We start from the raw sequence: 21,668 nt of genomic DNA on the forward strand, positions 1-21,668 counted from the left end.
GAGATCAGGATTCGGAGGTGTACCCCATCGGCATGAGGATCGACTTGTGCTCGAGGTACGACTCGAGGCCCTCGCGGCCGTTCTCGCGACCGATGCCGGAGTTCTTGTAGCCGCCGAACGGTGACGCGGGATCGATGGCGTACCAGTTGATCCCGAGGGTGCCGGTGCGGATCTGCTTCGCGACCTCGACGCCACGTTCGACGTCGGCGGTCCAGATGGACCCGGCCAGACCGTAATCGGAGTCGTTGGCGATGGCGATGGCGTCGTCGACGGTGTCATAGGCGATGACGCTGATGACCGGACCGAAGATCTCCTCGCGGGCGATGGTCATGTCGTTGGTGACCCCGGTGAAGATGGTCGGGGTGACGTAGAAGCCGTCGTCGAGGCCCTCGGGGCGGGTGCCGTCGAGCACCGCGGTGGCGCCCTCCTCCTTGCCCTTCGCGACGTAGCCCTCGACCTTCTGGCGCTGCTTGTCGGTGATCAGGGGGCCCAGCGTGGTGCCGGGTGCCGTGGGCAGCCCGGGGACGAAGGACTTCGCCGTCTCGACCATGGCGGCGACGATCTCGTCGTGCCGCGACTGCGGGACCAACACGCGCGTCTGCGCGACACACGCCTGACCGGCGTTGATGAGCCCGGCCGAGAAGACCAGCATGTGGATGTTCGCCTCGAGATCGACGTCGTCGAGGACGATCGCCGCGGACTTGCCACCGAGTTCGAGGGAGCAACGCTTGAGGGTTTCGCCGCAGCGCGCGGCGATCGCGCGACCGGCGGCGGTCGAACCGGTGAAGGTGATCTTGTCGACGTCGGGATGGTCGACGAGCGCCTGCCCGGCGGCGACCCCACCCGGCACGATCGAGATGACGCCTTCCGGCACGCCGGCGTCGACGAAGGTCTGCGCGAGCAGGTTCGCGTTGAGCGGTGTCTCGGGAGCCGGCTTGAGCACGATCGAGCAACCGGCGGCCAGTGCGGGCCCGAACTTGTTGCACAGCAAGAACAACGGGACGTTCCAGGCGATGATCGCGCCGACGACACCCACCGCCTCGCGGGTCACCAACGTCTCGCCGAACAGCCCCGCGCGACGCTCCTCCCAGGGGAAGTCGGTGGCCGCGGCGGCGTAGCCCTGGAGGACGCCGGTGCCGGCGAGTTGCTGCAGGGTGGCGACGTCGGTCGGGGTGGCGCCCATCTCGGCGGACACCAGATTGGTGATGTCGGCGGATCGCTCGTTGATCAGGTCGGCGGCGCGGTTGAGGACCGCGGCACGCTCGGCAGGCGGGGTGTTGCGCCAGACGCCCGATTCGAACGCGGCGCGGGCGGTCTTCACCGCGGTGTCGACATCCACCTCGTCGGCGAGGGGGACCGAACCCACCCGTTCGCCGGTTGCCGGTGAGAACACCTCGAGTTTCTCGGTCGAATGCGGGTCGACCCACCGCCCGCCGATGAACAGCTGCGGTTGGTCACCGGCGCCGACGAGGTCGGCTGCCGGACGGGACTCGACGGTCTCGGTCATGAATTGTGCTCCTGAGTGGTGGTGTGAACTACTCCACACCCGATACTAGAACACGTTCTAACTTTTCTGCCAGGGGTGGTCTCCGAGTGGTCGGGTGGGGTCACCGACCGAAGCGGATCATCGCGGTCAGGCCCTCGACGACGTCGTCGAGCACGGCGATCTGATCGGCCACCGTGTCGCATTCGAGCAGTCGCTGGCGATCTGCCGGGCCGACAGGCAACCGGGTGGCCCACTCGAAGACGCCGTGTACGACGAGATCGGCGACGTCGAAATCCGGGAGATCGACCGGCACCGCCTCCGGACGGGTGAGCGCGACCTCGTCGACGAACGCCCGCAACGCCGACCCCAACTCGACGAGCCGAGGGGAGTCCTCGGCGCGCATCGCCGGTTCGGGCAGCACCTCGACGACGGCCTGTGGGTACGGGTCATCGGGCAGCCACTCGGTGACCCGGAACCGATCGGTGCCGGTACAGGTCAGCGTCGCGCGCCCGTCCGGCTGTTGGAGCAGGTTCTCGATGCGCGCGAACGTGCCGACGTCGTGCCGGACCTCCCCGCCCCCGACCTCACTCCCACGCGCGATCAAGACGACGCCAAATCGGCCCGCTCGCGACGTCCCGAGGCAGTCGGTGAGCATCTGCCGGTAGCGCGGCTCGAAGATGCGCAACGGCAGCGGCTCACCCGGCAACAGGGCGGTGCCCAGCGGGAACATCGGTGTCACCGCCGGGTCGGACGGTGTTGCGGTCAGGTGCTGGGCCTGGCGTCGAGCACGACCTCGAACTCGAGCAGGTCGGCACCGCTGGCCACCGGCTTGGCGCGCTCACCCGAATGGGCTTCCCGCGCCGGGCCGGACACCCACGCCTGGAAGTCCTCTTCGGTCTCCCACTGCGTCACCACGAAGTACCGGTCGTCGCCCTTGACGGGACGGAGCAACTGGAATCCGAGGAACCCCTTGGAGCCGTCCACCGAGTGGGCGCGATTCGCGAAGCGCTTCTCGAGTTCTGGTCCGGCACCCTCGGGTACCGAGATCGCATTGATCTTCACAACTGCCATGAAGCCACCCTACTGGGCGGGCAGGTGGTGGCATGGTGGAGTCACAGAAGCAGGTACGCACAGTGGAGGTGGCGACATGTCCCGCGAGAGACTGGAACCCGGGCCGGATCATCCGATCACCGTGACACCGACCCAAGGGCGAGTCGTCGTCCGGGTCGGGGACCTCGTCGTCGCCGACACCGACGGCGCGCTCACCCTGCGTGAGGCGAGTTATCCGCCGGTCCAGTACGTTCCCCTCGACGCCGTGGACCGGTCGCTGTTGCGGGACAGTTCGACCACCACCTACTGCCCGTACAAGGGCGACTGCAATTACTACGACCTGGTCGTCGGTGACGACGTACTCACCGACGCCGTGTGGACGTATCGCACCGCGTACGACGCCGTCGCCGACATCTCCGATCACGTCGCGTTCTATCCCGGCCGCGTGGCGGTCGACGTGGCACCGGCCTGAACCGGGAATCGTTGCCATACCCTGTAGTCCGTGACCGCCATGCCCGCCGTATCGAGCGATGAGCCCGGCGCCGGCGGGTACGGCGATTCCGTGCCGGAGATCGGGCTGCGCGACCACGGCGGACCGACCGACGCCGACGGTCAGCCGATCCGCGGGGTCGGCCCGATCGTGCTGCTGCACGGCCTGATGGGTCGCGGGCGCACGTGGCGTCGGCAGATCCCGTGGCTGCGACGACATGGTCGCGTGTTCACCCTCGACGCGGCCTTCCACACCGGTGCCGACGTCTCCGCACCCGAGGACCCGTCGGAGCTCGGCACCGAGCGATTCGTCACCGACCTCGCCGAGGTCCTCACCTGGATCGACCAGGGACCCGCCGTCCTGATCGGCCATTCGATGGGTGGCCTGCACGCCTGGTGCGCCGCGTCGGCCTACCCGGAGATGGTCTCGGCGTTGGTGATCGAGGACATGGCGCCCGACTTCCGCGGGCAGACCACACGCACCTGGACGCCCTGGTTCGAGAGCTGGCCGGAGCGGTTCGACTCGATGACCCACGCCCAGGAGATGTTCGGCGAGGTGGCGGGCCGCTACTTCTACGAGGCATTCGACGACGGCCGTCTCCACGGCAGGCTGCCGATCTGGGCCGAGATCGCCGAGGAATGGGGCGCGCGGGACTTCTGGTCGGAATGGAAAGCCGTGCGGGTGCCGTCGTTGGTCGTCGAAGCCGAGTACTCGGTGACCCCGCCCGGCCAGATGCGCACCATGTGCTCGGTCAACGGCCGTGCGCAGTACCTGCGGGTCCCGGCCGCCGGACACCTCGTACATGACGACGCCCCCGACGTCTTCCGGGGTGCCGTAGAGGCGTTCCTGTCGAGCCTGTCCGTCTGAACCGTCAGTTCGCCTCGCCCGCAAGACAATACCGACCGTCGAGGGTGAGTTCGACGAGACCGTCGACGAGAAGGGAGTCCAGTGCACGGTCGCGCTGGGCCGGATCGGTGGTCCACACCGTGTCCAGTCGTCTGCGTGCGACGGGATGATCGGTGCCCCGCAGGACGTCGAGCAACAGTCCGCGCACCTGCCGGTCGGTGCCGGCGAACTTCTGCACCTTGCGTTTCGGGCCGGTGTGGGCGGGTCGTCCGAGCCCAACCCATCGGCAGTCGGTGAGTGGGCAGTCATCGCACCGGGGGTTGCGTGCCGTGCACACCAGGGCGCCGAGTTCCATCAGGGCGGCGGAGAACCGCGGCGCACGGTCGGCGAGGGTGCCGTCGGCGGCGCGGGGGAGGAGCGCGGAGGCGTCATCGAGGTCGGTGCGCGACGGATTGCCCGGCTGTTCGCGACCGTGCACGGCCCGGGCGATCACCCGCCGGACGTTGGTGTCCACCACCGGAACCGATTGGCCGTAGGCGAAACAGGCGACCGCGCGAGCGGTGTAGTCACCGATGCCGGGCAGGGTGAGCATCACCGCCACGTCCTCGGGGACGCGGTCGTCGTGGTGTTCGGCGAGTACGGTCGCGCATTCGTGCAGTCGCAGTGCGCGCCGCGGATACCCCAGCTTCCCCCATGCGCGCAGGACCTCACCGGGGGAGGCGGCGGCCATCGCCGACGGCACCGGCCACCGGTGCACCCAGTCCGACCACGGTGCGACGACCCGGGACACCGGGGTCTGCTGCAGCATGATCTCGCTGATCAGGATCTGCCAGCCGGACAGGCCGGGGGCACGCCAGGGGAGGTCGCGCTCGTGGAGGTCGAACCAGCCGAGCAGAACGCCCGGTGGCACACTAGTCGGCATGAGCCAAGTGACGCCGACTGAGGCCTGGAAGATCCTGCAGGAAGGTAACGATCGGTTCGTTGCCGGTGAGTCTCAACATCCCAAACAGGGTAGCGAGGATCGGGAACGACTGGCATCGGGACAGCATCCGCACGTGGTGCTGTTCGGCTGCTCCGATTCACGTCTCGCGGCGGAGATCATCTTCGATCAGGGACTCGGCGACATGTTCGTGGTCCGCACGGCCGGCCAGGTCATCGACTCGGCCGTCCTCGGCTCCCTGGAGTTTGCCGCCGAGGTGCTCGAGGTGCCGTTGATCGCGGTTCTCGGCCACGACAGCTGCGGGGCGGTCAAGGCCACCCTCAACGCCCTGGACAACCTGCAGATCCCCGGCGGCTACATCCGTGACGTCGTGGAGAAGGTGAGCCCGAGCATCCTGGCCGGCCGAAGCGAGGGCCTCACCCGGGTCGACGAGTTCGAGGCGCGGCACGTCCTCGAGACCGGCAAGCAATTGATGGAACGCAGCCGGATCATCGCCGACCGGGTCGCCGATGGCCGTCTCGCGATCGTCGGACTGACGTATCAGCTCGGCGAGGGCCGGGCACAGGTTCGCGGCGTGATCGGTCAGCTCGACGGTATCGAGACCGTCGGCGCGTGACGCGTCCCGGCCCCCGAGGCTGAACCCCGACTTTAGACTTTTCGCCGGTCAGGGCCTGTTTGTGCGACACGCCGAGCAGGGTCGGACGGCGCTTTGTACTCGGCCGTTAGCGTTGGTCCCGTGATCGAACCGCAGGGCCCGCTACCACCAGAGATCTATTGGCGACGTCGGATCGTCGCGATCGGTGGTGCGGTCGTGGCGGTCGCATTGGTCATCGGCCTCATCGTCTGGGCCACCGGCGGCAGCAATGATCAGCCCTCGACGGCGGCCGCGTCGTCATCGGTGGCCTCGTCGACCGCCTATTCGACCGAACCCTCGGATCCCTCCGCGAGCGGAGAGGTCAGCGGCGGCGGAACCGGCGGCGGCAACGGCAATGTCGCGGCCGGTGCGCCTGGCTCGGCAGCCGCATCGTCCTCGGTGCCCGTGCCGAGCGCATCGTCGGCAGCCCCCGGACCCGTTCCCGCATCCGGACTCTGCCCCGACGCCAACATCTCGGTCGTGCTGTACACCGACAAGCCGACCTACACCACCGGCGATCAGCCGGTGTTCACCATCGTCACCACCAACGCAGGCCTCACCGAGTGCACCCGCGACGTCGGAAAAGCCGCGCAGAACGTGATCGTGCGCAACCTCGACGGCACGCGCACGCTGTGGTCGGCGCGCGATTGCTCGCCGCTGCAGACCGTGAACAACGTGGTACTCAAGCCCTCCCAGCAAGTGCGCGACACCATCACCTGGTCGGGCACCACCAGCAACCCCGGCTGCGACAGGCCGCGTGTGCCCATCGCGGTCGGGGCCTACCAGGCCATCGGAAAGATCGGCGAGAAGGAATCCGCTCCGATCACCTTCAACGTGGTTGCGCCGGCCCAACCCTGAGTTCGCGGTTCGTCGGAGAAGCGCCGGGGCGCGGACGTCCGCTACCCGGTCGGGGCGATCAGGTCGTCGCGCGCGCGATCAGCTCGACCGGCAGGCGGATGGTCTCGGGTTCACGGCCGTCGACCAGGTCGAGGAGTCGCCGGGCGGCCGTCGCCCCGATCTCGTGTGCGGGTGAACGGATCGTCGTCAGCGGGACCGGCAGCTGCGCGACCACGGGGATGTCGTTGTAGCCGACGAGTGCCACGTCGTCGGGGATGCGGAGCCCGAGGTCGCGGGCCACGCCCATCACGCCGATGGCGATGCTGTCGGAGACCGTGAAGATCGCCCGCGGACGCTCGGCCGATGCGAGCAACGCGCGGCCGGCCTCGATGCCGCCCTCCACCTCGAATGACGAGTGCACGATCCGGCGGGCGGGAATGGTCACGGCTGCGGCGGCGAGAGCGGCCCGGAAACCGGCCACCCGATCGCTCGCGGTGGTGGCGTGCGCCGGCCCGGCGATCACGGCGAGGTCGGTGTACCCGCGATCGAGCAGATGCCGCGCCGCCAGCCGGCCGCCGTTGCGGTCGTCACCGCCGACGAACGGGAGCCCGGCCTCGGCGTGGCGCGTCACCGTCAGGAGCGGCACGTGTCCGACCGAGAGGGAGTCGATGAACGGGCGGCCCGGGTTGTGCAGGCCGCTGAGCAGCAGTCCGTCCACCTGCCGGCCGATCAGCAGTTCGATGGCGCCGCGTTGGGCGTCGAGGTCGTCGGGTGGGCTCGACAAGAGGACCGAGTATCCGGCGCGGGTGGCCGCCTTCTCGATGCCCTGGTAGGTGGTCGCGACCACGCCGTCGGTGAGGCGGGTCATCACGACCCCGAGGGTGGTGGTCTTGCGTGTGCGCAGGCTGGCCGCCCACAGATTGGGCTGGTAGCCGAGCTCCGCGGCCACCCGGCGCACCCGCGACGCCGACGCCGACCACCCGTCGGCGGGCTCGGGCTGGCGCAGCACGCGGGAGGCGGTGGAGACGTGCACGCCGGCACGTTCGGCGATCTCCTTGAGCGTGGGTGCGCGGTTGCCGTCACGCATGGGTTCGGTCCACCCCCTTCCGGTCGGCCGCCGGTTGACGCGGCTGCGGATCCCGACCTACGTTAGTCGATGCAATCGTTCTTGCAATCGTTCTCGCACAGCCGGAGGAACAGATGTCCCGACCGCAGACCCTGAGTCAACTCTTCGCTCTCGATTCGCTTCTCGAGCCCGAGGAGATCGCGATCCGCGACACCGTCCGGAAATTCGCCGACGAGCGCCTGCGTCCGCATGTCGCGGACTGGTTCGAGGACGCGAAGCTGCCCGCCCGGGACATCGCGAAGGAACTCGGGTCGCTCGGTGCGCTCGGCATGCATCTGGAGGGGTACGGCTGCCCGGGCCTCAGCGCGACGACCTACGGTCTGGCGTGCCTCGAACTCGAGGCGGTGGACTCGGGTATCCGCAGTCTCGTCTCGGTGCAGGGCTCGCTGGCGATGTTCTCCATCCATCATTGGGGCAGCGAGGAGCAGAAGCAGGAGTGGTTGCCGCGCATGGCCGCCGGTGACGCGATCGGATGTTTCGGACTGACCGAGCCCGATTTCGGGTCCAATCCGGCCGGGATGCGCACCCACGCCAAGCGCGACGGCGACGACTGGGTGCTCAACGGCACCAAGATGTGGATCACCAACGGCTCGATCGCCGACGTCGCCGTCGTCTGGGCGCAGACCGACCTCGCCGACAGCCCGGGCGGCATCCGCGGATTCGTCGTCCCCACCGACACCCCCGGCTTCTCCGCCCCGGAGATCCACAAGAAGGTCTCGCTGCGCGCGTCGGTCACCTCCGAACTCGTGCTCGACGACGTCCGCCTCCCGCAGTCGGCGATGCTGCCCGAGGCGCAGGGACTCCGCGGACCCCTCACGAGTCTCGGTGAGGCCCGCTTCGGCATCATCTTCGGCGCCATGGGCGCCGCGCGGGACTGTCTCGAGGTCGCCATCGACTACTCGCAGACGCGGGAGGTGTTCGACAAGCCGCTCGCCGGTTACCAGCTGACCCAGGCCAAGATCGCCGACATGGCACTCGAGGTGGGCAAGGGGCACCTGCTGGCCTACCACCTCGGCCGCCTCAAAGACCGCGGCGAGATCACCCCCGAGCAGGTCAGCACCGGCAAGCTCAACAGCGTGCGCGAGGCCATCGCCATCGCCCGCGAGTGCCGAACCATCTTGGGCGCCAACGGGATCACCCTCGAGTATCCGGTCATCCGGCACGCCAACAACCTCGAGTCGGTGCTCACCTACGAGGGCACCTCGGAGGTCCACCAGCTGACCATCGGCAAGGCGCTCACGGGCGAGGGCGCATTCCGGTGAGCGACCCGCTCGGCGACGACCCGGGCGGAGCGCTCGGCGGGCTGGTGATCGCCGATTTCGGCCGGGTGCTCGCCGGGCCGTACGCGACGATGCTGCTCGCCGATCTGGGCGCCGAGGTGGTCAAGATCGAACGCCCCGGTTCGGGTGACGACACCCGCAGCTGGGGTCCGCCGTGGGTCGGGGAGGAGTCGTCGTACTTCTTGTCGGTCAACCGCAACAAGCGGTCACTGGCCCTCGATCTCGCCGACCCCGACGGGCTGGCCGCGGCCCGACGTCTCGTCGAGCGTGCGGATGTGGTCGTCGAGAATTTCCTGCCGGGCACGATGGACCGACTCGGTCTCGGCCACGACGCGGTGCGGGAGATCAACCCGGACATCGTCTACTGCTCGGTGACGGGTTTCGGCGGTGACCATCAGCTCCCCGGCTACGACCTCCTCATCCAGGCCGTCGGCGGACTGATGAGCGTCACCGGGCCGGACCCGGCCACGCCGACCAAGGTCGGTGTCGCGATGGTCGACGTGATCACCGGTCTGCATGCCGCCGTCGGCATCCTCGCGGCGCTGCGACATCGTGACCGTACGGGCGAGGGTCAGCGGGTCGAGGTGAACCTGCTGTCGTCGTTGTTGTCCGCGTTGGTGAATCAGGCGTCGGGATACGTCAGCGCCGGCGTCGTGCCGCAGGCGATGGGCAATCGCCATCCGAGCGTCGCGCCCTACGAGGTGTTCGAGACCGCGGACCGACCGCTGGTGCTCGCGGTCGGCAACGACCGACAGTTCGCGGCACTCGTCGATGTGCTCGGGCTGCCGGATATGGCGTCGGACAACCGCTTTGCCACGAATGCGGCCCGCGTCGCCCATCGCGACGAACTCGTCGAGCTGCTGACCGCCGTGCTCCGCCGGGACACCGCCGACGCATGGTTCGCCGTGCTGACGGATCGTCGGGTGCCGTGCGGTCCGCTCAACGACATCGCCGATGCCGTCGCGCTCGCCGAACGGCTCGGGCTGCAGCCGGTCGTCACCGTCGACGACCCACGCCGGGATGTCCCGATCCGGCAGGTGGCCAACCCGATCCGGATGAGCGCCACGCCGGCCACCTATCGGTCGGCGCCGCCACGACTCGACGAGGACGGACGGATCGGCCAGGAGGCGTGATCGGCGGCTCGACGGCGCGCCCACCGCGATCGCCTGCGCGGACCGACTACTCGTAGCGTTCGATGCTGCTCTCGGCCAGCCGCGAGAGTCCCTCACGGATGTGGCGGGCCCAGATGCTGCCGATGCCCTCGACCGCCTGCAGATCGGCGGCACTCGTCGCGAGCAGCGACTGCAGGGTGCCGAAACTGCGGACCAGGCGATCGACGTGGGCGAACTGCAGTCGGGAGATCCGTGCGAGCAGTCGGTAACCGCGTGGACTCATCGCGGTGTCCTGCGCCTCGATCGTCGTCGGATAGCCGAAGGCCCCGGCGAGCAGGGTCAGATCCAGCAGATCGGCGTCGGAGAGCGCCTCGACGGTCTCGAGCGCCTGGCGTACCTCCTCGGTGCTCGCCGGTTCGGGACTCGCGTAGTAGTCGCGCACCAGCAGTTCGCGCATCGTGTCGTTCTCGCTGATCAGTTCCTCGAGTTGCAGGCTGACCTGTCGGCCGTTCACCCCGAGTTCGAGCACGTACTCCTCGATCTCCACCGAGACGCGGCGCACCATCTCCATCCGCTGCGCGGTCGACATGGCATCACGCAACAACACGTAATCCTCGATCTCGGCCCGCGACAGGCCGGCGATGACCTCGTCGAGTCGCATCTTGTAGCGCTCGAGGGTGGCCAGCGCGACGTTCGCGCGGGACAGGATCGGATCGGGACTCTCGACGACACGTCGTACGCCGTCGACGTAGACGCTCACGATCGACATCGAGGCGCTCACCGAGATCACCGGGTGGCGGGTTTGGATGGCGGTACGTTCGGCCGCGCGATGTCGGGTACCGGACTCCTCGGTCGGGATCGTGGGGTCCGGCACCAACTGCACGTTGGCGCGTACGATCCGTTTGCCGTCGGTCGAGAGAACCACGGCCCCATCCATTTTCGCCAACTCACGCAGACGGGTGGGGGCGAACTCGACGTCGAGGTGGAAGCCGCCGTCGCAGATCTTCTCCACGTCGGAGTCGTGGCCGAGCACGATCAGGGCACCGGTTCCGCCGCGCAGGATGCGTTCGAGTCCGTCCCGCAACCCGGTTCCCGGCGCGACCCGCGCCAGCGTCTCCCGGGTCAGCTCGGACTTCGCGATCTCGACCATCGTGTCCCTTCCAATGGTGCTGCAGGCGGTTGCCCGCGTACAGCTGTACACCGACTAGGGTATCGGGACGTGAAGAGCGGTTTTGTGGTGCCCACCGACCTGGACCCGATCGAACGTCATCCGAAGGCGGTCGGGCCGGGCGAGCGGATGCGCATGCACAATCACATGTGTTACGGCTGCGGCGAGGACTCGCCGAACGGGCTGCATCTGGAGATATACGCCGGGGAGGGCTTCACGATCCGGGCGTCGATGGAGGTCGAGCCGCATTTCGAGGGTGGACCGGGCGTACTCCACGGGGGCATCCTGACCACCGCGTTCGACGACGTGATGGGGATGGCGCCGCTGCTGGTGGGGCCGTCGGCGGTCACCGTCCATCTGGAGGTCGACTTCCTGCGGCCGATCCCCGTCGGCTCCACGCTGGAGTTGTCCGCCACCCTGCTCGGCCGGCAGCGCCGCAAGCTGTACACCGAGGGCGTCGCGCACATCGGCGACCCCGATCAGCCGGTGGCGGTGGCGCACGCGATCTTCGTGTCCATCAACGCGCGCGAGCATTTCGCCGAGCACCTGGACAAGAGCCAGATCTCCGACGAGTACAAGCAGCGGCTGTCGCGGCCGTGAGATCCCGTCGACCCGGTCGGACACGGGTCAGGGTCGACACGGGTCAGAACGGTGCGTTCACCGGGCTGGCCGTGCAGGCATTCACCGCCTGACCCAGATCCGACACCCGGGTGATGCGGATGCCTGCGGGCAGGTTCTCGTCGCCGCCGGCGGGCACGATCGCGTGTCGGAAGCCGAGCCGCTTCGCCTCCGCCACTCGGCGGGCCACCGCGGTCACCCGCCGCACCTCGCCGGCCAGACCGACCTCGCCGATCGCGACCGTGGAATGCGGAATGGTCCGGCCTTCGATCGCCGAGTGGACCGAGAGGGCGATGGCCAGGTCGGCGGCCGGCTCGGTCACCCGCATCCCGCCGACAGTGGCCACGTAGATCTCGTTCTTGGCGATCTGGATGATTCCCATGCGGCTCTGCAGCACTGCCAGCACCATCGCGACACGCGCGGAGTCGAGACCGGAAACGGCCCGCCGCGGCGTCGCCATCGTCGATTCGTTGCCCAACGCCTGGATCTCGCCGACGAGTGCCCGTTTGCCGTCCATGGTCACCAGGTTCGCGGTTCCGCTCACATCGGTGTCGCGCTGATGCAGAAAGATCCCGGACGGGTCGGGCACCTCGTGGATGCCGTCGTCGCGTTGCTCGAAGCAGCCGACCTCGTCGGCCGCACCGAACCGGTTCTTGATGCCTCGCACCATGCGGAGACTCGAGTGCCGGTCGCCCTCGAACGACAGCACGACGTCGACGAGATGCTCCAGTGACCGCGGGCCGGCGACCGCACCGTCCTTGGTGACATGCCCGACGAGGACCACCGCGATGCCGCGGTTCTTCGCCATCGAGACCAGCGCGGTGGTCACCGCCCGGATCTGTGTGACACCGCCGGTCACCCCGTCGGTCCCGGTGGCCACGACGGTCTGCACCGAATCCACCACCACCAGTGACGGATTCACCTCGTCGACGTGCCCGAGGATGGTGGCGAGGTCGGTTTCGGCTGCGAGATAGACGTTCTGGTGGACGGCGCCGGTACGTTCGGCCCGCATCCGGACCTGCCCGGCGGACTCCTCGCCGGTGAGATACAGCGCCGTCTGACCGCGCTGCGCCCAGTGTTTGACCGTCTCGAGCAGGAGTGTGGACTTGCCGACGCCCGGCTCGCCGGCGAGCAGGATCACCGATCCGGGGACGACGCCGCGGCCGAGGACACGGTCGAGTTCCTCGATGCCGGTGGCCACCGCGACGGATGCATTGGCGTCGATCTCGGTGATGGGTCGGGCCGGGCTGGTCGGTGCGACGCCGCCGACCCCGTTCGGACGCACGGCGGCGGCGGTCTCGTCGACGGTGCCCCATTCGCCGCACTCCGGGCAGCGGCCCACCCATTTGCCGACGGAGTGTCCGCAGGCGCTGCACCGGAACGATGATCTGGGTTTGGCCACCCGATCACCCTACTGATGGTTGCCGACAGCGACGGTGCGCGACGCAGAGACGACTCCACCCCACCTCCCGCGCATCACCTTCGTCGTGCGAAAGGTGTTGTGCGAGAGATGGGGTGGGCGGAAATCCGGGTCGAGCGAGCGGCGCCGGTCGGTCAGTGGCCGCCGGAGTGCTCGTCGGCGGGCGCCTCGGCCTGCCGGATCTTGTCCTCGCGGACCTGATAGGTGCCGACGTCCACCGGGGTGTTGACGGTGATCTCGCCCGACTTCTCGAAGCGGAAGGTCAGCGGTGTGGTGAGACCCGGCGCGACCGTCTTGCCCGCGCCGGTCAGCACCACGGTCGCACGCTTCTCCGCGTCGGTGGTCTTGACGTCCTGGGGCTCGAGCAGGCCGATCGGCTTGCCGGCCCGCAGCGCCTGGCCCGCGGGGATCTGGGTGTTGCCGACGATGCTGACGGTGCCGCCGTCGGGGGCGACGATCCCGGTCAGGCGGTCGTTCTCGACCGGGTCGATGTTGGTGATCACGAAGGAGACCTGGAACGGGCCGCCGTTGCCGAACACCTCGTCGGCCTTGTCCTGGGGGTACACGATCTGCACGTTGCGCAACTGCATGCTGCCGACGTTCGCCAGGTTGCCGTTGACGGCAGGCTCCTGGTTCGCGGTCTGCGAGATCTGACCGGCACCGCACGCGGTGGTGCCGAGTGCGAGCGCGATCCCGAACGCGGCGATCGCGGTGGCCTTCATCGTCCGGTTACCGAACGCACGACCCTTTTCCGTGCGCACAACCGAACGCCCAGCGGTTTTCCGAAGCACTGACACCCGTTCCTCCCAGGTAATCGAAGGCCGATGCGCACATGGCGCGAACCCTGCACTACGCAGCGTAGTGGGCGGCGGCGGCAAAAGCCCGATCGGGTGCCGGATTGGTGTCGCAATGTCGGTGTGCCGGTGGGCGTACGGGCCACTCGACGACGTCGGTGTGGGGCCGATCACGGCCCGTCCGGCGCGCGACCATTACTGCTGGCGGGAGGGTCGCGGAGGTCGATTCAGTGCGTTGACCTGCACCGTTGTGTGGGCCCTCTCGGACGCCCGTGCTAGACTGGCTCTACTCGAAAGGGGCACGGAACATTGAATTTCAAAGTTGGCGACACCGTTGTCTACCCACATCACGGTGCTGCTCGGGTCGAGGACATCGTGACTCGGACCATCAAGGGTGAACAGATCGAATACCTGGTTCTCAAAGTCGCCGATGGTGACATGACCGTCCAGATCCCGTCGACCAAGCTCGAGTACGTCGGAGTTCGCGACGTGGTCGGCGAAGAAGGGCTGGGAGAGGTTTTCGAGGTGCTTCGCGCCCCGCATACCGAAGAACCCACCAACTGGGCCCGCCGCTTCAAGGCAAACCAGGAGAAGCTCATCTCCGGTGACATCATCAAGGTCGCCGAGATCGTTCGCGACCTCTGGCGTCGTGAGCAGGACCGTGGTCTGTCCGCAGGGGAGAAGCGCATGCTGACCCGTGCTCGCCGCGTCCTCGTCGACGAACTGTCGCTGGCACAGAACACCGACGACGAGAAGGCGACCAGCATTCTCGACGAGGTGCTGGCCGCAGCGTCCTGATCTCGCGTCTCCCGCACATGACTGTCCTCCCGGCGGTACCGGGATGACGGTGAGTGTGATCGTGCCGGCCGCCGGGTCGGGTACCCGTCTCGGCGAGTCGGTGCCGAAGGCATTCGTCGATCTCGGTGGCCGCACGATCCTGGAGATCTGCGTCGCCGGGATCGTCGAGGCCGCCGTTGCGGACACCGTCATCGTGGTGGTCCCCGCAGATCTCATCGACGACGCACGCCGGCTCGTGCCGGATGCGGTCGTCGTGGCCGGTGGCGCACACAGATCCGAATCCGTCCGCGCCGGGATCGAGGCCTCCGGCCGCAACTCCGACATCGTGCTCGTGCACGACGCGGCCCGTCCGCTGACCCCACCGGCGATGTTCGCCCGGGTCGTCGACGCGGTGCAGGCCGGTCATCCCGCCGTCGTGCCGGGACTCCCGGTCGCCGACACCCTCAAACAGATCGACCCGGACATCTCGGGGCCGGCACCCGAACGTGTGGTGCGCACCGTCGACCGAGAACTCCTCCGCGCGATCCAGACCCCGCAGGGCTTCACCCGCGCGGCGCTCGCGCAGGCCCACGCCGACGACTCCGGCCTGGCCACCGACGACGCCGGGCTGGCCGAGCGATGCGGTATCCCCGTTCACGTGGTGCCGGGTGACCCACTCGCCTTCAAGATCACCACTCCCTGGGACCTGCGCATCGCCCGCGACATCGTCGCCGCCGAGTCCACTCCCGCCGGCCGAGTGGTCGACGAGCGCAGCGAGGAGACGTCCGCTGGTCGAGTGGTCGACGAGCGCAGCGAGGATTTGTTTGCTGGTCGAGTAGTCGACGAGCGCAGCGAGGAGACGTATCGAGACCACGCCCCCGAACGGGGACGCCGATGAGGGTGGGTATCGGTACCGACGCGCACCGCGTCGACGCGAACTCGCCGTGCTGGATGGTCGGTCTGCACTTCCCCGACACACCCGGCTGCGAAGGCCATTCCGACGGCGATGTGGGCGCACATGCGCTCTGCGACGCCGTGCTGTCGGCGGCCGGGCTCGGCGACGTCGGATCGGTGTTCGGCACCGGACGCCCGGAATGGGCGGGTGTGTCGGGTGTCGCGATGCTCGAGCACGTCCGCACGCTCGTCGGTGGTGCCGGCTTCCGGGTGGTCAACGCCGCGGTCCAGGTGATCGGTAACCGGCCGAAGATCGGTCCGCGCCGGGAGGAGGCGCAGCGCGTGCTCAGCCTTGCCCTCGACGCCCCGGTGTCGGTCTCGGCGACCACGACCGACGGACTGGGCATGACCGGTCGCGGCGAGGGTGTCGCGGCGGTGGCCACCGCGTTGCTCGAGTGATCACCGGTGGACCGGCGACGGTTGCGGGCCGCGACGACGGGTCGGGCACACCGGACCGGGTAAGATCGCACGTCGTGACCTTGCGCCTGTTTGACACCGCTACCCGAGAGGTGCGCGACTTCGTGCCGCTGCACCCCGGCAGGGCATCGGTGTACCTGTGTGGCGCCACCGTGCAGGGCGTGCCACACATCGGTCATGTCCGCAGCGGAATCGCCTTCGATGTGCTGCGCCGCTGGCTCGAGCACAAGAGTCTCGACGTCCTCTTCGTCCGCAACGTGACCGACATCGAGGACAAGATCCTGCGGAAGGCGGCCGACGCCGGCCGTCCGTGGTGGGAGTGGGCGGCGACCCACGAGCGCGAGTTCAGCACCGCCTACGACGCGCTCGGCGTGCTGCCGCCGTCGGGCGAACCGCGGGCCACCGGATTCGTCACGCAGATGGTCGAGTACATGGAACGGCTCATCGAGCGCGGCCATGCCTATGCCTCCGACGGCAACGTCTACTTCGACGTGACGAGCCTGCCCGACTACGGTGCGCTCTCGGGGCACCGCCTCGACGACGTGCACCAGGGCGAGAGTGCGGGCAGCGGCAAACGCGATCCGCGCGACTTCACGCTATGGAAGGCGGCCAAGCCCCACGAACCCTCCTGGCCGACGCCGTGGGGTCGCGGACGTCCCGGCTGGCATCTGGAGTGCTCGGCGATGGCCACTTCGCTCCTCGGCCCGGAGTTCGACATCCATTGCGGTGGCATGGATCTCATCTTCCCGCACCATGAGAACGAGATCGCGCAGGCGCACGGCGCCGGCGATCCGTTCGCGCGCTATTGGCTGCACAACGGCTGGGTGACCATGGGCGGCGAGAAGATGAGCAAGTCGTTGGGCAACGTCGTGTCCATCCCGGCGATGCTGTCGCGCGTGCGCGCGGTCGAGTTGCGCTACTACCTCGGCAGTGCGCATTACCGCTCGATGCTCGAGTACTCCGATGGTGCGCTGACCGAGGCCGCGGCCGGGTATCGCCGGGTGGAGTCGTTCGTGTCACGGGTGTCCACCCGCGTCGGTGACGTGACGGTCGGCGACGTCCCGGTTGAGTTCGCCGATGCGCTCGACGACGATCTGGGTGTGCCGGCCGGTCTCGCGGTGATCCACAACGTGGTCCGGCAGGGTAACACCGCACTCGAATCCGGCGACGGCGCAGGCGCATTGGCCGCGGCGTCGTCGGTGCGCGCGATGATGGGCATCCTCGGTGTCGATCCGCTCGACCCCCACTGGCTCGACGAGAGCACCGACGAGTCGGCGGCGACCACGGCCCTCGATGTCCTTGTCCGGGCGGAGCTGCAGCGGCGCTCCCGCGCACGAACCGAGAAAGACTGGGCCACCGCAGATTCTGTGCGCGATCGACTCGCCGAGGCGGGCATCGAGGTCACCGACACGCCGGATGGCGCGCAATGGTCGCTGAAGGGATCTTCCTGACATGGCAGGCAACTCCAAACGCAAAGGCGCCGTGCGCAAGACGGGCACCAAGAAGGGCCAGACCGTGGGGTCCGGCGGTCAGCGACGACGGGGACTCGAGGCCCGCGGCGCGACGCCCAAGGCCGTCGACCGTCCGTACCACCCCGCACACAAGAAGGCCAAGGCGGCGGTGAAGACGACCGCCGGGCGGGGTGCCCGCACCCGCAAGGACGATGGTCCCGAATACGTGTTGGGCCGGAATCCGGTGCTGGAGTGCCTTCGTGCCGGTGTCCCGGCGACCGCGCTCTACCTGGCCACCAACTCCGAGCCGGACGACCGCGTCGCCGAGTCGGTGAAGATGGCGGGCGACTCGGGTATCGCGATCCTCGAGATCGGCAAGGGCGAGCTCGACCGGATGTCGTCGAACGGTCTGCACCAGGGCATCGCCCTGCAGGTGCCGGAGTACCGGTACGCCCATCCCGATGACCTGATGCGCGACGCGCTCGACAGCGGCACCGCGCCGCTGCTGGTGGCGCTGGACAACATCACCGATCCGCGCAACCTGGGTGCGGTGATCCGTTCGGTCGCGGCCTTCGGTGGCCACGGCGTCGTCATACCGCAGCGCCGCAGCGCCAGCGTGACGGCCGTCGCCTGGCGGACGAGTGCCGGTGCGGCCGCACGGCTACCGGTGGCGCAGGCGCCCAACCTGACCCGGACGCTGAAGGACTGGGCGGCATCGGGGGCGCAACTGGTCGGCCTCGACACCGAGGGCGATGTGACGCTCGACGACTACGACGGCACCGGCCCGACCGTGATCGTCGTCGGCTCCGAGGGCAAGGGGCTGTCGCGGCTGGTCCGCGAGACCTGCGATTCGATCCTGTCGATCCCGATGGCAGGCGACGTCGAGAGTCTGAACGCCTCGGTCGCCGCGGGCGTGGTGCTGGCCGAGTTCGCACGTCAGCGACGTCACTAGCGCCGCCTCGACCGTTAGGCTTCCCGACATGGGTGGACGCGGGCGATCGGCGGATCTCATCATCGACCTGAACGCCGACCTCGGCGAGGGCGTCGGCGACGACGAGGCCATGCTCGACGTCGTCAGCAGCGCCAATGTCGCCTGCGGCTTCCACGCGGGTACACCCGCCGAACTCGTGGCGACCTGCCGGGCGGCCGCGGCGGCCGGGGTGCGGATCGGTGCCCAGGTCTCCTACCCGGACCGGTCGGGCTTCGGCCGCCGCTTCATGGACATCGCACCGGATGATCTGACCGCCGACGTCCTGTATCAGATCGGTGCGCTCGAGGGCATCGCCCGTGCCGTCGGTGCCGAGGTCGCCTACGTGAAACCCCATGGTGCGCTGTACAACTCCATCGTCGAGCACGAGCGACAGGCGGATGCGGTGGTCGCCGCGATCGTCGAACTCGGCGGGTCGTTGCCGTTGATGGGCCTGCCCGGCTCGGTGTCGCTGCGACGTGCCGAACGGGCCGGGCTCGCGGTCATCACCGAGGCATTCGCCGACCGCGGCTACCGCCCGGACGGGACGTTGGTGCCGCGGACCGAGCCGGGTGCCGTGCTGACCGACAGTGCCGCGATCGCCCGGCGGGTCGTCGGATTGGTCATCGACGGCACGGTCGCTGCCGTGGACGGCTCGGATATTGCCGTCGACGCCGAGTCGATCTGCCTGCACGGAGACACGCCGGGGGCCGTCGAGCATGCTCGTGCGGTACGGGAAGCGCTCGGCGAGAGCGGTGTCGTCGTGGCCGCACGCCGCTGAGGAGCGGTTCTCGGTGCGGGAGCGCAGATGTGACGCCCGTCACGGCCCATCGGCGATGACTCGTACCCGTCGACTATGTTGGGTGACATGACATCGTTCGATAGCAGGGTTACCACCGCCGATGGCATCGTCGAGGGGGCTCGGGGCAAGCGCAGTCGGCGCGGCACCATCAGCTGGAAGGGCATCCCGTTCGCCGCGCCGCCGGTGGCCGGGCTCCGCTTCCGTGATCCGCAGCCGGTACACCCGTGGCCCGGGGTGCGCGACTGCACGCGATTCGGCAAGGCCGCGATCCAGGAGAAGCGCTTCACCGCCGTCGCGCCGGGCAGGTATCAACCGATGGGCGAGGACTGCCTGACGCTGAACGTCTTCGCTCCGGACCGCGTCGCGACCGCGCCACGTCCGGTGATGGTCTTCATCCACGGCGGCGCCTACATCCTCGGCACAGCCGCGACACCGCTCTACGAGGGTTCGCTGCTGGCCCGTTCGCAGGACGTGATCGTGGTGACGGTGCAGTACCGATTCGGGCCGTTCGGCTACCTCGACTTCGGCGCGTACTCCGACGACGACCGTCCGTTCGACAGCAATCTGGGGCTCAAGGACCAGGTCGCGGCCCTGCAGTGGGTCCAGCGCAACATCGCCGCCTTCGGCGGCGACCCCGACAACGTGACCGTGTTCGGCGAGAGCGCCGGCGGGTCGGCCGTGATGTCGCTGCTCAGCGCGCCGGCGGCCAAGGGTCTGTTCGCCCGCGCGATCGCCGAGAGTCCGGCACCGGAACTGGTCATCTCGCGTGACGCGGCCCGGATCTACGCCGACGAGTTCCTGCGTCTGCTGCGCGATCCCCAGCGTCGCTCGACGGCCGTCGACCCCGCCGCCGAGCCCATCGCGCCGGACGAGGCCCGGGCCCTGCTGGCGCGGGCGTCGGCTCAGGACATCCTGCGGACCGGCAACAAGCTGATGAAGTTCGCGCAGCACGCCGAGGTCGGCGACCCGATCCCGTTCGGCCCGGTCATCGACGGCGACTACCTGCCGGGCTCCCCACTGGAGATGGCCGCGTCGGGCACGACGCTGCCGGTGCCACTGATCATCGGGAGCAACCACGACGAGGGACAACTGTTCTCCCGACTGTGGAATGTGCTGCCCGACGCGGAGAAGGCGCTGGTGCGGGTCAACGACGAACAGGATCGCAAGGAGATCGCGGCACTGTACGACGGCGGTGACAGCGATCTGGTGCAACTCTCCGCCGACGCCGTGTTCTGGGCTCCGATGGTGGCGTTCGCCGAGGCGCACGGCGCCGTCGCGCCCACCTACGTCTACCGGTATGACTTCCGGACGCGACTGCTCGCCGCAACCGGCCTCGGGGCCACCCACGCCACCGAGATGTTCGCCGTCTTCGGGGCCTATCGGACGGCGATCGGCGCCGGCCTGGCGGTGGGTGATTGGCGCTCGACCGGACGGGTCATCGCCGACGTGCAGGACCGCTGGGGGGCATTCGCCACAGCGGGCGCCCCCGGGGCCGGATGGCCGACCTACGACGCGGAGTCCCGGCGGGTGCTGATCATCGACGACCCGGACCGGGTGCAGACCGATCCCGACGGCGCACGACGTGTGGCGTGGGGCAAGGTGCACGCCTCGGCCTGAGCGTCGGTGCGCTCAGACAGGCGCTCAGACGGTGGGCGTCCAGTGACTGGGCGGGTCGGCGGCGAGGAACGAGATCACCAGCGGGTTGAACAGCTCGGGCGACTCCACCGGCAGGATGTGAGTGCCCGGCAGCACGGCCAGCCTGCCCCGCGGCAGGATCCGCGACAGCGCGAGGACGTGTTCGAGGCGGATCACGCCACGGTCCGCCGCGACCACCAGAGTGGGCGCGGCGACGCCGGCGAACCGGTCGAGGTCGTAGTCCGGTTCGCGCTCGAGCATGGCCAGCGTCTTGTCGTAGACGACGTCGAAGTGCTCCGGGCCGTCCGGTGACACCGCGACGTAGCCGCTGCGCAGGAACTCCACGGTCCCCGGATCCCGGGTGCCGATGAGGTGGAAGAACTCGTCGGCGTCCTGCCCGGACGGGTTGAGGTAGTTGGTGACCAGGACCGTGCGGTTGACCAGGTCGGGTCGCTGCAGCGCGACGAGCAGGGCGATCACCGCGCCGTCGCTCCAGCCCACCAGGTGCGCTGGTGCCCGCACCGCCGTCTCGAGGTAGGCGATCGTCTCGTCGACCATGTCGGCGTAGCTGAACGGGCCGTCGTGATCGGGACTGTGCCCGTGGCCACTGCGTTCGGGGAGGAAGACCGACAACCCGGCTCCGGTGAAGTCGGCGATCTGCGTGCCCCACGACGACGCCGATCCGAACGCGCCGTGCAACAACACAGTTGGCGCCCCGGACGGGTCCCCGCCCTGGAAATGCCAGACACGTCGACCGCCGACCTCGACGTAGACGCCGCCATCGACTCGTTCACCTGTGGTCACACCGGACACCCCGCCATCGTCGCAGACGCGGTCCGGTCATCGGGAAACGGTTGTGACTCG

General features: G+C 68.9%; 22 protein-coding genes and 1 pseudogene. 14 read left to right on the forward strand and 9 right to left on the reverse strand.

Annotated elements, in window-relative coordinates:
- Window positions 1-4 precede the first annotated feature (4 nt).
- From D7316_RS22360 to D7316_RS22370, 3 genes are all read right to left on the reverse strand, one after another.
- Entirely contained in the window at window positions 5-1,507 is a 1,503-nt protein-coding gene (locus D7316_RS22360; protein WP_124710219.1) for an aldehyde dehydrogenase, read from the reverse strand.
- 100 nt (window positions 1,508-1,607) lie between these two features.
- Window positions 1,608-2,216 (reverse strand): LON peptidase substrate-binding domain-containing protein, encoded by a 609-nt coding sequence (locus D7316_RS22365; protein ID WP_124711512.1) that lies wholly within the window; start codon window positions 2,214-2,216, stop codon window positions 1,608-1,610.
- Between the two features lie 32 nt (window positions 2,217-2,248).
- A complete protein-coding gene (locus tag D7316_RS22370) occupies window positions 2,249-2,557 on the reverse strand; it encodes an antibiotic biosynthesis monooxygenase family protein (RefSeq protein ID WP_124710220.1) in 309 nt (102 codons plus the stop codon).
- Between the two features lie 76 nt (window positions 2,558-2,633).
- On the opposite strand from D7316_RS22370, the gene D7316_RS22375 reads away from it, so the two are divergent.
- Both D7316_RS22375 and D7316_RS22380 read left to right on the forward strand, forming a co-directional pair.
- Window positions 2,634-3,008, forward strand: a complete 375-nt coding sequence (locus tag D7316_RS22375) for a DUF427 domain-containing protein (protein ID WP_124710221.1) — start codon at window positions 2,634-2,636, stop codon at window positions 3,006-3,008.
- A gap of 39 nt (window positions 3,009-3,047) precedes the next feature.
- A complete protein-coding gene (locus D7316_RS22380) occupies window positions 3,048-3,893 on the forward strand; it encodes an alpha/beta fold hydrolase (RefSeq protein WP_124711513.1) in 846 nt (281 codons plus the stop codon).
- Between the two features lie 4 nt (window positions 3,894-3,897).
- Here the strand turns inward: D7316_RS22380 and D7316_RS22385 are convergent, their stop codons facing one another.
- The gene (locus D7316_RS22385; RefSeq protein ID WP_124710222.1) at window positions 3,898-4,794 is read right to left on the reverse strand and encodes an HhH-GPD family protein; all 897 of its coding nucleotides are present in this window, start codon (window positions 4,792-4,794) and stop codon (window positions 3,898-3,900) included.
- Between D7316_RS22385 and D7316_RS22390 the strand changes: the two genes are divergently transcribed.
- Both D7316_RS22390 and D7316_RS22395 read left to right on the forward strand, forming a co-directional pair.
- Window positions 4,793-5,428 (forward strand): carbonic anhydrase, encoded by a 636-nt coding sequence (locus tag D7316_RS22390; RefSeq protein WP_124710223.1) that lies wholly within the window; start codon window positions 4,793-4,795, stop codon window positions 5,426-5,428. The genes D7316_RS22385 and D7316_RS22390 overlap by 2 nt on opposite strands.
- A gap of 120 nt (window positions 5,429-5,548) precedes the next feature.
- Window positions 5,549-6,304 (forward strand): hypothetical protein, encoded by a 756-nt coding sequence (locus D7316_RS22395; RefSeq protein ID WP_124710224.1) that lies wholly within the window; start codon window positions 5,549-5,551, stop codon window positions 6,302-6,304.
- Window positions 6,305-6,362: 58 nt separating this feature from the next.
- On the opposite strand, the gene D7316_RS22400 is transcribed toward D7316_RS22395, so the two are convergent.
- Window positions 6,363-7,370 carry a LacI family DNA-binding transcriptional regulator gene (locus tag D7316_RS22400; protein WP_124710225.1) on the reverse strand — a complete coding sequence of 336 codons (1,008 nt, stop codon included), beginning with the start codon at window positions 7,368-7,370 and terminating at the stop codon, window positions 6,363-6,365.
- A gap of 113 nt (window positions 7,371-7,483) precedes the next feature.
- Between D7316_RS22400 and D7316_RS22405 the strand changes: the two genes are divergently transcribed.
- Window positions 7,484-8,671: an acyl-CoA dehydrogenase family protein gene (locus D7316_RS22405; RefSeq protein ID WP_124710226.1), complete on the forward strand. Its 1,188-nt coding sequence runs from the start codon at window positions 7,484-7,486 to the stop codon at window positions 8,669-8,671.
- A complete protein-coding gene (locus D7316_RS22410; RefSeq protein WP_124710227.1) occupies window positions 8,668-9,822 on the forward strand; it encodes a CaiB/BaiF CoA transferase family protein in 1,155 nt (384 codons plus the stop codon). Before D7316_RS22405 ends, D7316_RS22410 begins: the two co-directional genes overlap by 4 nt.
- Window positions 9,823-9,868: 46 nt before the next feature.
- Here the strand turns inward: D7316_RS22410 and disA are convergent, their stop codons facing one another.
- Complete coding sequence (disA, locus tag D7316_RS22415; RefSeq protein WP_124710228.1) at window positions 9,869-10,951, reverse strand: DNA integrity scanning diadenylate cyclase DisA; 1,083 nt, start codon at window positions 10,949-10,951, stop codon at window positions 9,869-9,871.
- Window positions 10,952-11,020: 69 nt separating this feature from the next.
- Between disA and D7316_RS22420 the strand changes: the two genes are divergently transcribed.
- Window positions 11,021-11,569 carry a PaaI family thioesterase gene (locus D7316_RS22420; protein WP_124710229.1) on the forward strand — a complete coding sequence of 183 codons (549 nt, stop codon included), beginning with the start codon at window positions 11,021-11,023 and terminating at the stop codon, window positions 11,567-11,569.
- Window positions 11,570-11,612: 43 nt separating this feature from the next.
- Here the strand turns inward: D7316_RS22420 and radA are convergent, their stop codons facing one another.
- Window positions 11,613-12,989, reverse strand: coding sequence for a DNA repair protein RadA (radA, locus tag D7316_RS22425; protein ID WP_124710230.1), 1,377 nt, complete (start codon window positions 12,987-12,989; stop codon window positions 11,613-11,615).
- A gap of 152 nt (window positions 12,990-13,141) precedes the next feature.
- Window positions 13,142-13,729: a copper chaperone PCu(A)C gene (locus D7316_RS22430; RefSeq protein WP_232017027.1), complete on the reverse strand. Its 588-nt coding sequence runs from the start codon at window positions 13,727-13,729 to the stop codon at window positions 13,142-13,144.
- A 381-nt stretch (window positions 13,730-14,110) separates the two neighbouring features.
- Here D7316_RS22430 and D7316_RS22435 point away from each other — a divergent pair, with 381 nt between their 5' ends.
- The 7 genes and pseudogenes from D7316_RS22435 to D7316_RS22465 all read left to right on the forward strand — a co-directional run bounded on the left by D7316_RS22435 (window position 14,111) and on the right by D7316_RS22465 (window position 20,786).
- Window positions 14,111-14,599, forward strand: a complete 489-nt coding sequence (locus D7316_RS22435; protein WP_124710232.1) for a CarD family transcriptional regulator — start codon at window positions 14,111-14,113, stop codon at window positions 14,597-14,599.
- Between the two features lie 43 nt (window positions 14,600-14,642).
- Window positions 14,643-15,308 (forward strand): annotated as a pseudogene (gene ispD, locus D7316_RS22440) (2-C-methyl-D-erythritol 4-phosphate cytidylyltransferase); the annotation flags it as partial.
- 164 nt (window positions 15,309-15,472) lie between these two features.
- A complete protein-coding gene (gene ispF / locus D7316_RS22445; RefSeq protein ID WP_124710234.1) occupies window positions 15,473-15,931 on the forward strand; it encodes a 2-C-methyl-D-erythritol 2,4-cyclodiphosphate synthase in 459 nt (152 codons plus the stop codon).
- 74 nt (window positions 15,932-16,005) lie between these two features.
- The gene (gene cysS / locus D7316_RS22450) at window positions 16,006-17,400 is read left to right on the forward strand and encodes a cysteine--tRNA ligase (RefSeq protein ID WP_124710235.1); all 1,395 of its coding nucleotides are present in this window, start codon (window positions 16,006-16,008) and stop codon (window positions 17,398-17,400) included.
- A gap of 1 nt (window position 17,401) precedes the next feature.
- Window positions 17,402-18,352: a 23S rRNA (guanosine(2251)-2'-O)-methyltransferase RlmB gene (rlmB, locus tag D7316_RS22455; RefSeq protein ID WP_124710236.1), complete on the forward strand. Its 951-nt coding sequence runs from the start codon at window positions 17,402-17,404 to the stop codon at window positions 18,350-18,352.
- Between the two features lie 28 nt (window positions 18,353-18,380).
- Window positions 18,381-19,148 carry a LamB/YcsF family protein gene (locus D7316_RS22460; protein WP_124710237.1) on the forward strand — a complete coding sequence of 256 codons (768 nt, stop codon included), beginning with the start codon at window positions 18,381-18,383 and terminating at the stop codon, window positions 19,146-19,148.
- Between the two features lie 87 nt (window positions 19,149-19,235).
- On the forward strand, window positions 19,236-20,786 hold the full coding sequence (locus D7316_RS22465; RefSeq protein WP_124710238.1) for a carboxylesterase/lipase family protein: 1,551 nt from the start codon (window positions 19,236-19,238) through the stop codon (window positions 20,784-20,786).
- A 24-nt stretch (window positions 20,787-20,810) separates the two neighbouring features.
- On the opposite strand, the gene D7316_RS22470 is transcribed toward D7316_RS22465, so the two are convergent.
- Complete coding sequence (locus D7316_RS22470) at window positions 20,811-21,617, reverse strand: alpha/beta fold hydrolase (protein WP_124710239.1); 807 nt, start codon at window positions 21,615-21,617, stop codon at window positions 20,811-20,813.
- Between the last annotated feature and the right edge of the window lie 51 nt (window positions 21,618-21,668).

It is taken from the genome of Gordonia insulae (assembly GCF_003855095.1).
GTDB lineage: Bacteria > Actinomycetota > Actinomycetes > Mycobacteriales > Mycobacteriaceae > Gordonia > Gordonia insulae.

Coding starts and splice junctions, on each gene's coding strand:
- D7316_RS22360 (WP_124710219.1), bottom strand. CDS start 1,507: ATGACCGAGACCGTCGAGTCCCGTCCGGCAGCCGACCTCGTCGGCGCC.
- D7316_RS22365 (WP_124711512.1), bottom strand. CDS start 2,216: ATGTTCCCGCTGGGCACCGCCCTGTTGCCGGGTGAGCCGCTGCCGTTG.
- D7316_RS22370 (WP_124710220.1), bottom strand. CDS start 2,557: ATGGCAGTTGTGAAGATCAATGCGATCTCGGTACCCGAGGGTGCCGGA.
- D7316_RS22465 (WP_124710238.1), top strand. CDS start 19,236: ATGACATCGTTCGATAGCAGGGTTACCACCGCCGATGGCATCGTCGAG.
- D7316_RS22390 (WP_124710223.1), top strand. CDS start 4,793: ATGAGCCAAGTGACGCCGACTGAGGCCTGGAAGATCCTGCAGGAAGGT.
- rlmB (WP_124710236.1), top strand. CDS start 17,402: ATGGCAGGCAACTCCAAACGCAAAGGCGCCGTGCGCAAGACGGGCACC.
- D7316_RS22430 (WP_232017027.1), bottom strand. CDS start 13,729: ATGAAGGCCACCGCGATCGCCGCGTTCGGGATCGCGCTCGCACTCGGC.
- D7316_RS22405 (WP_124710226.1), top strand. CDS start 7,484: ATGTCCCGACCGCAGACCCTGAGTCAACTCTTCGCTCTCGATTCGCTT.
- D7316_RS22385 (WP_124710222.1), bottom strand. CDS start 4,794: ATGCCGACTAGTGTGCCACCGGGCGTTCTGCTCGGCTGGTTCGACCTC.
- disA (WP_124710228.1), bottom strand. CDS start 10,951: ATGGTCGAGATCGCGAAGTCCGAGCTGACCCGGGAGACGCTGGCGCGG.
- D7316_RS22380 (WP_124711513.1), top strand. CDS start 3,048: ATGCCCGCCGTATCGAGCGATGAGCCCGGCGCCGGCGGGTACGGCGAT.
- D7316_RS22400 (WP_124710225.1), bottom strand. CDS start 7,370: ATGCGTGACGGCAACCGCGCACCCACGCTCAAGGAGATCGCCGAACGT.
- D7316_RS22375 (WP_124710221.1), top strand. CDS start 2,634: ATGTCCCGCGAGAGACTGGAACCCGGGCCGGATCATCCGATCACCGTG.
- D7316_RS22460 (WP_124710237.1), top strand. CDS start 18,381: ATGGGTGGACGCGGGCGATCGGCGGATCTCATCATCGACCTGAACGCC.
- ispF (WP_124710234.1), top strand. CDS start 15,473: ATGAGGGTGGGTATCGGTACCGACGCGCACCGCGTCGACGCGAACTCG.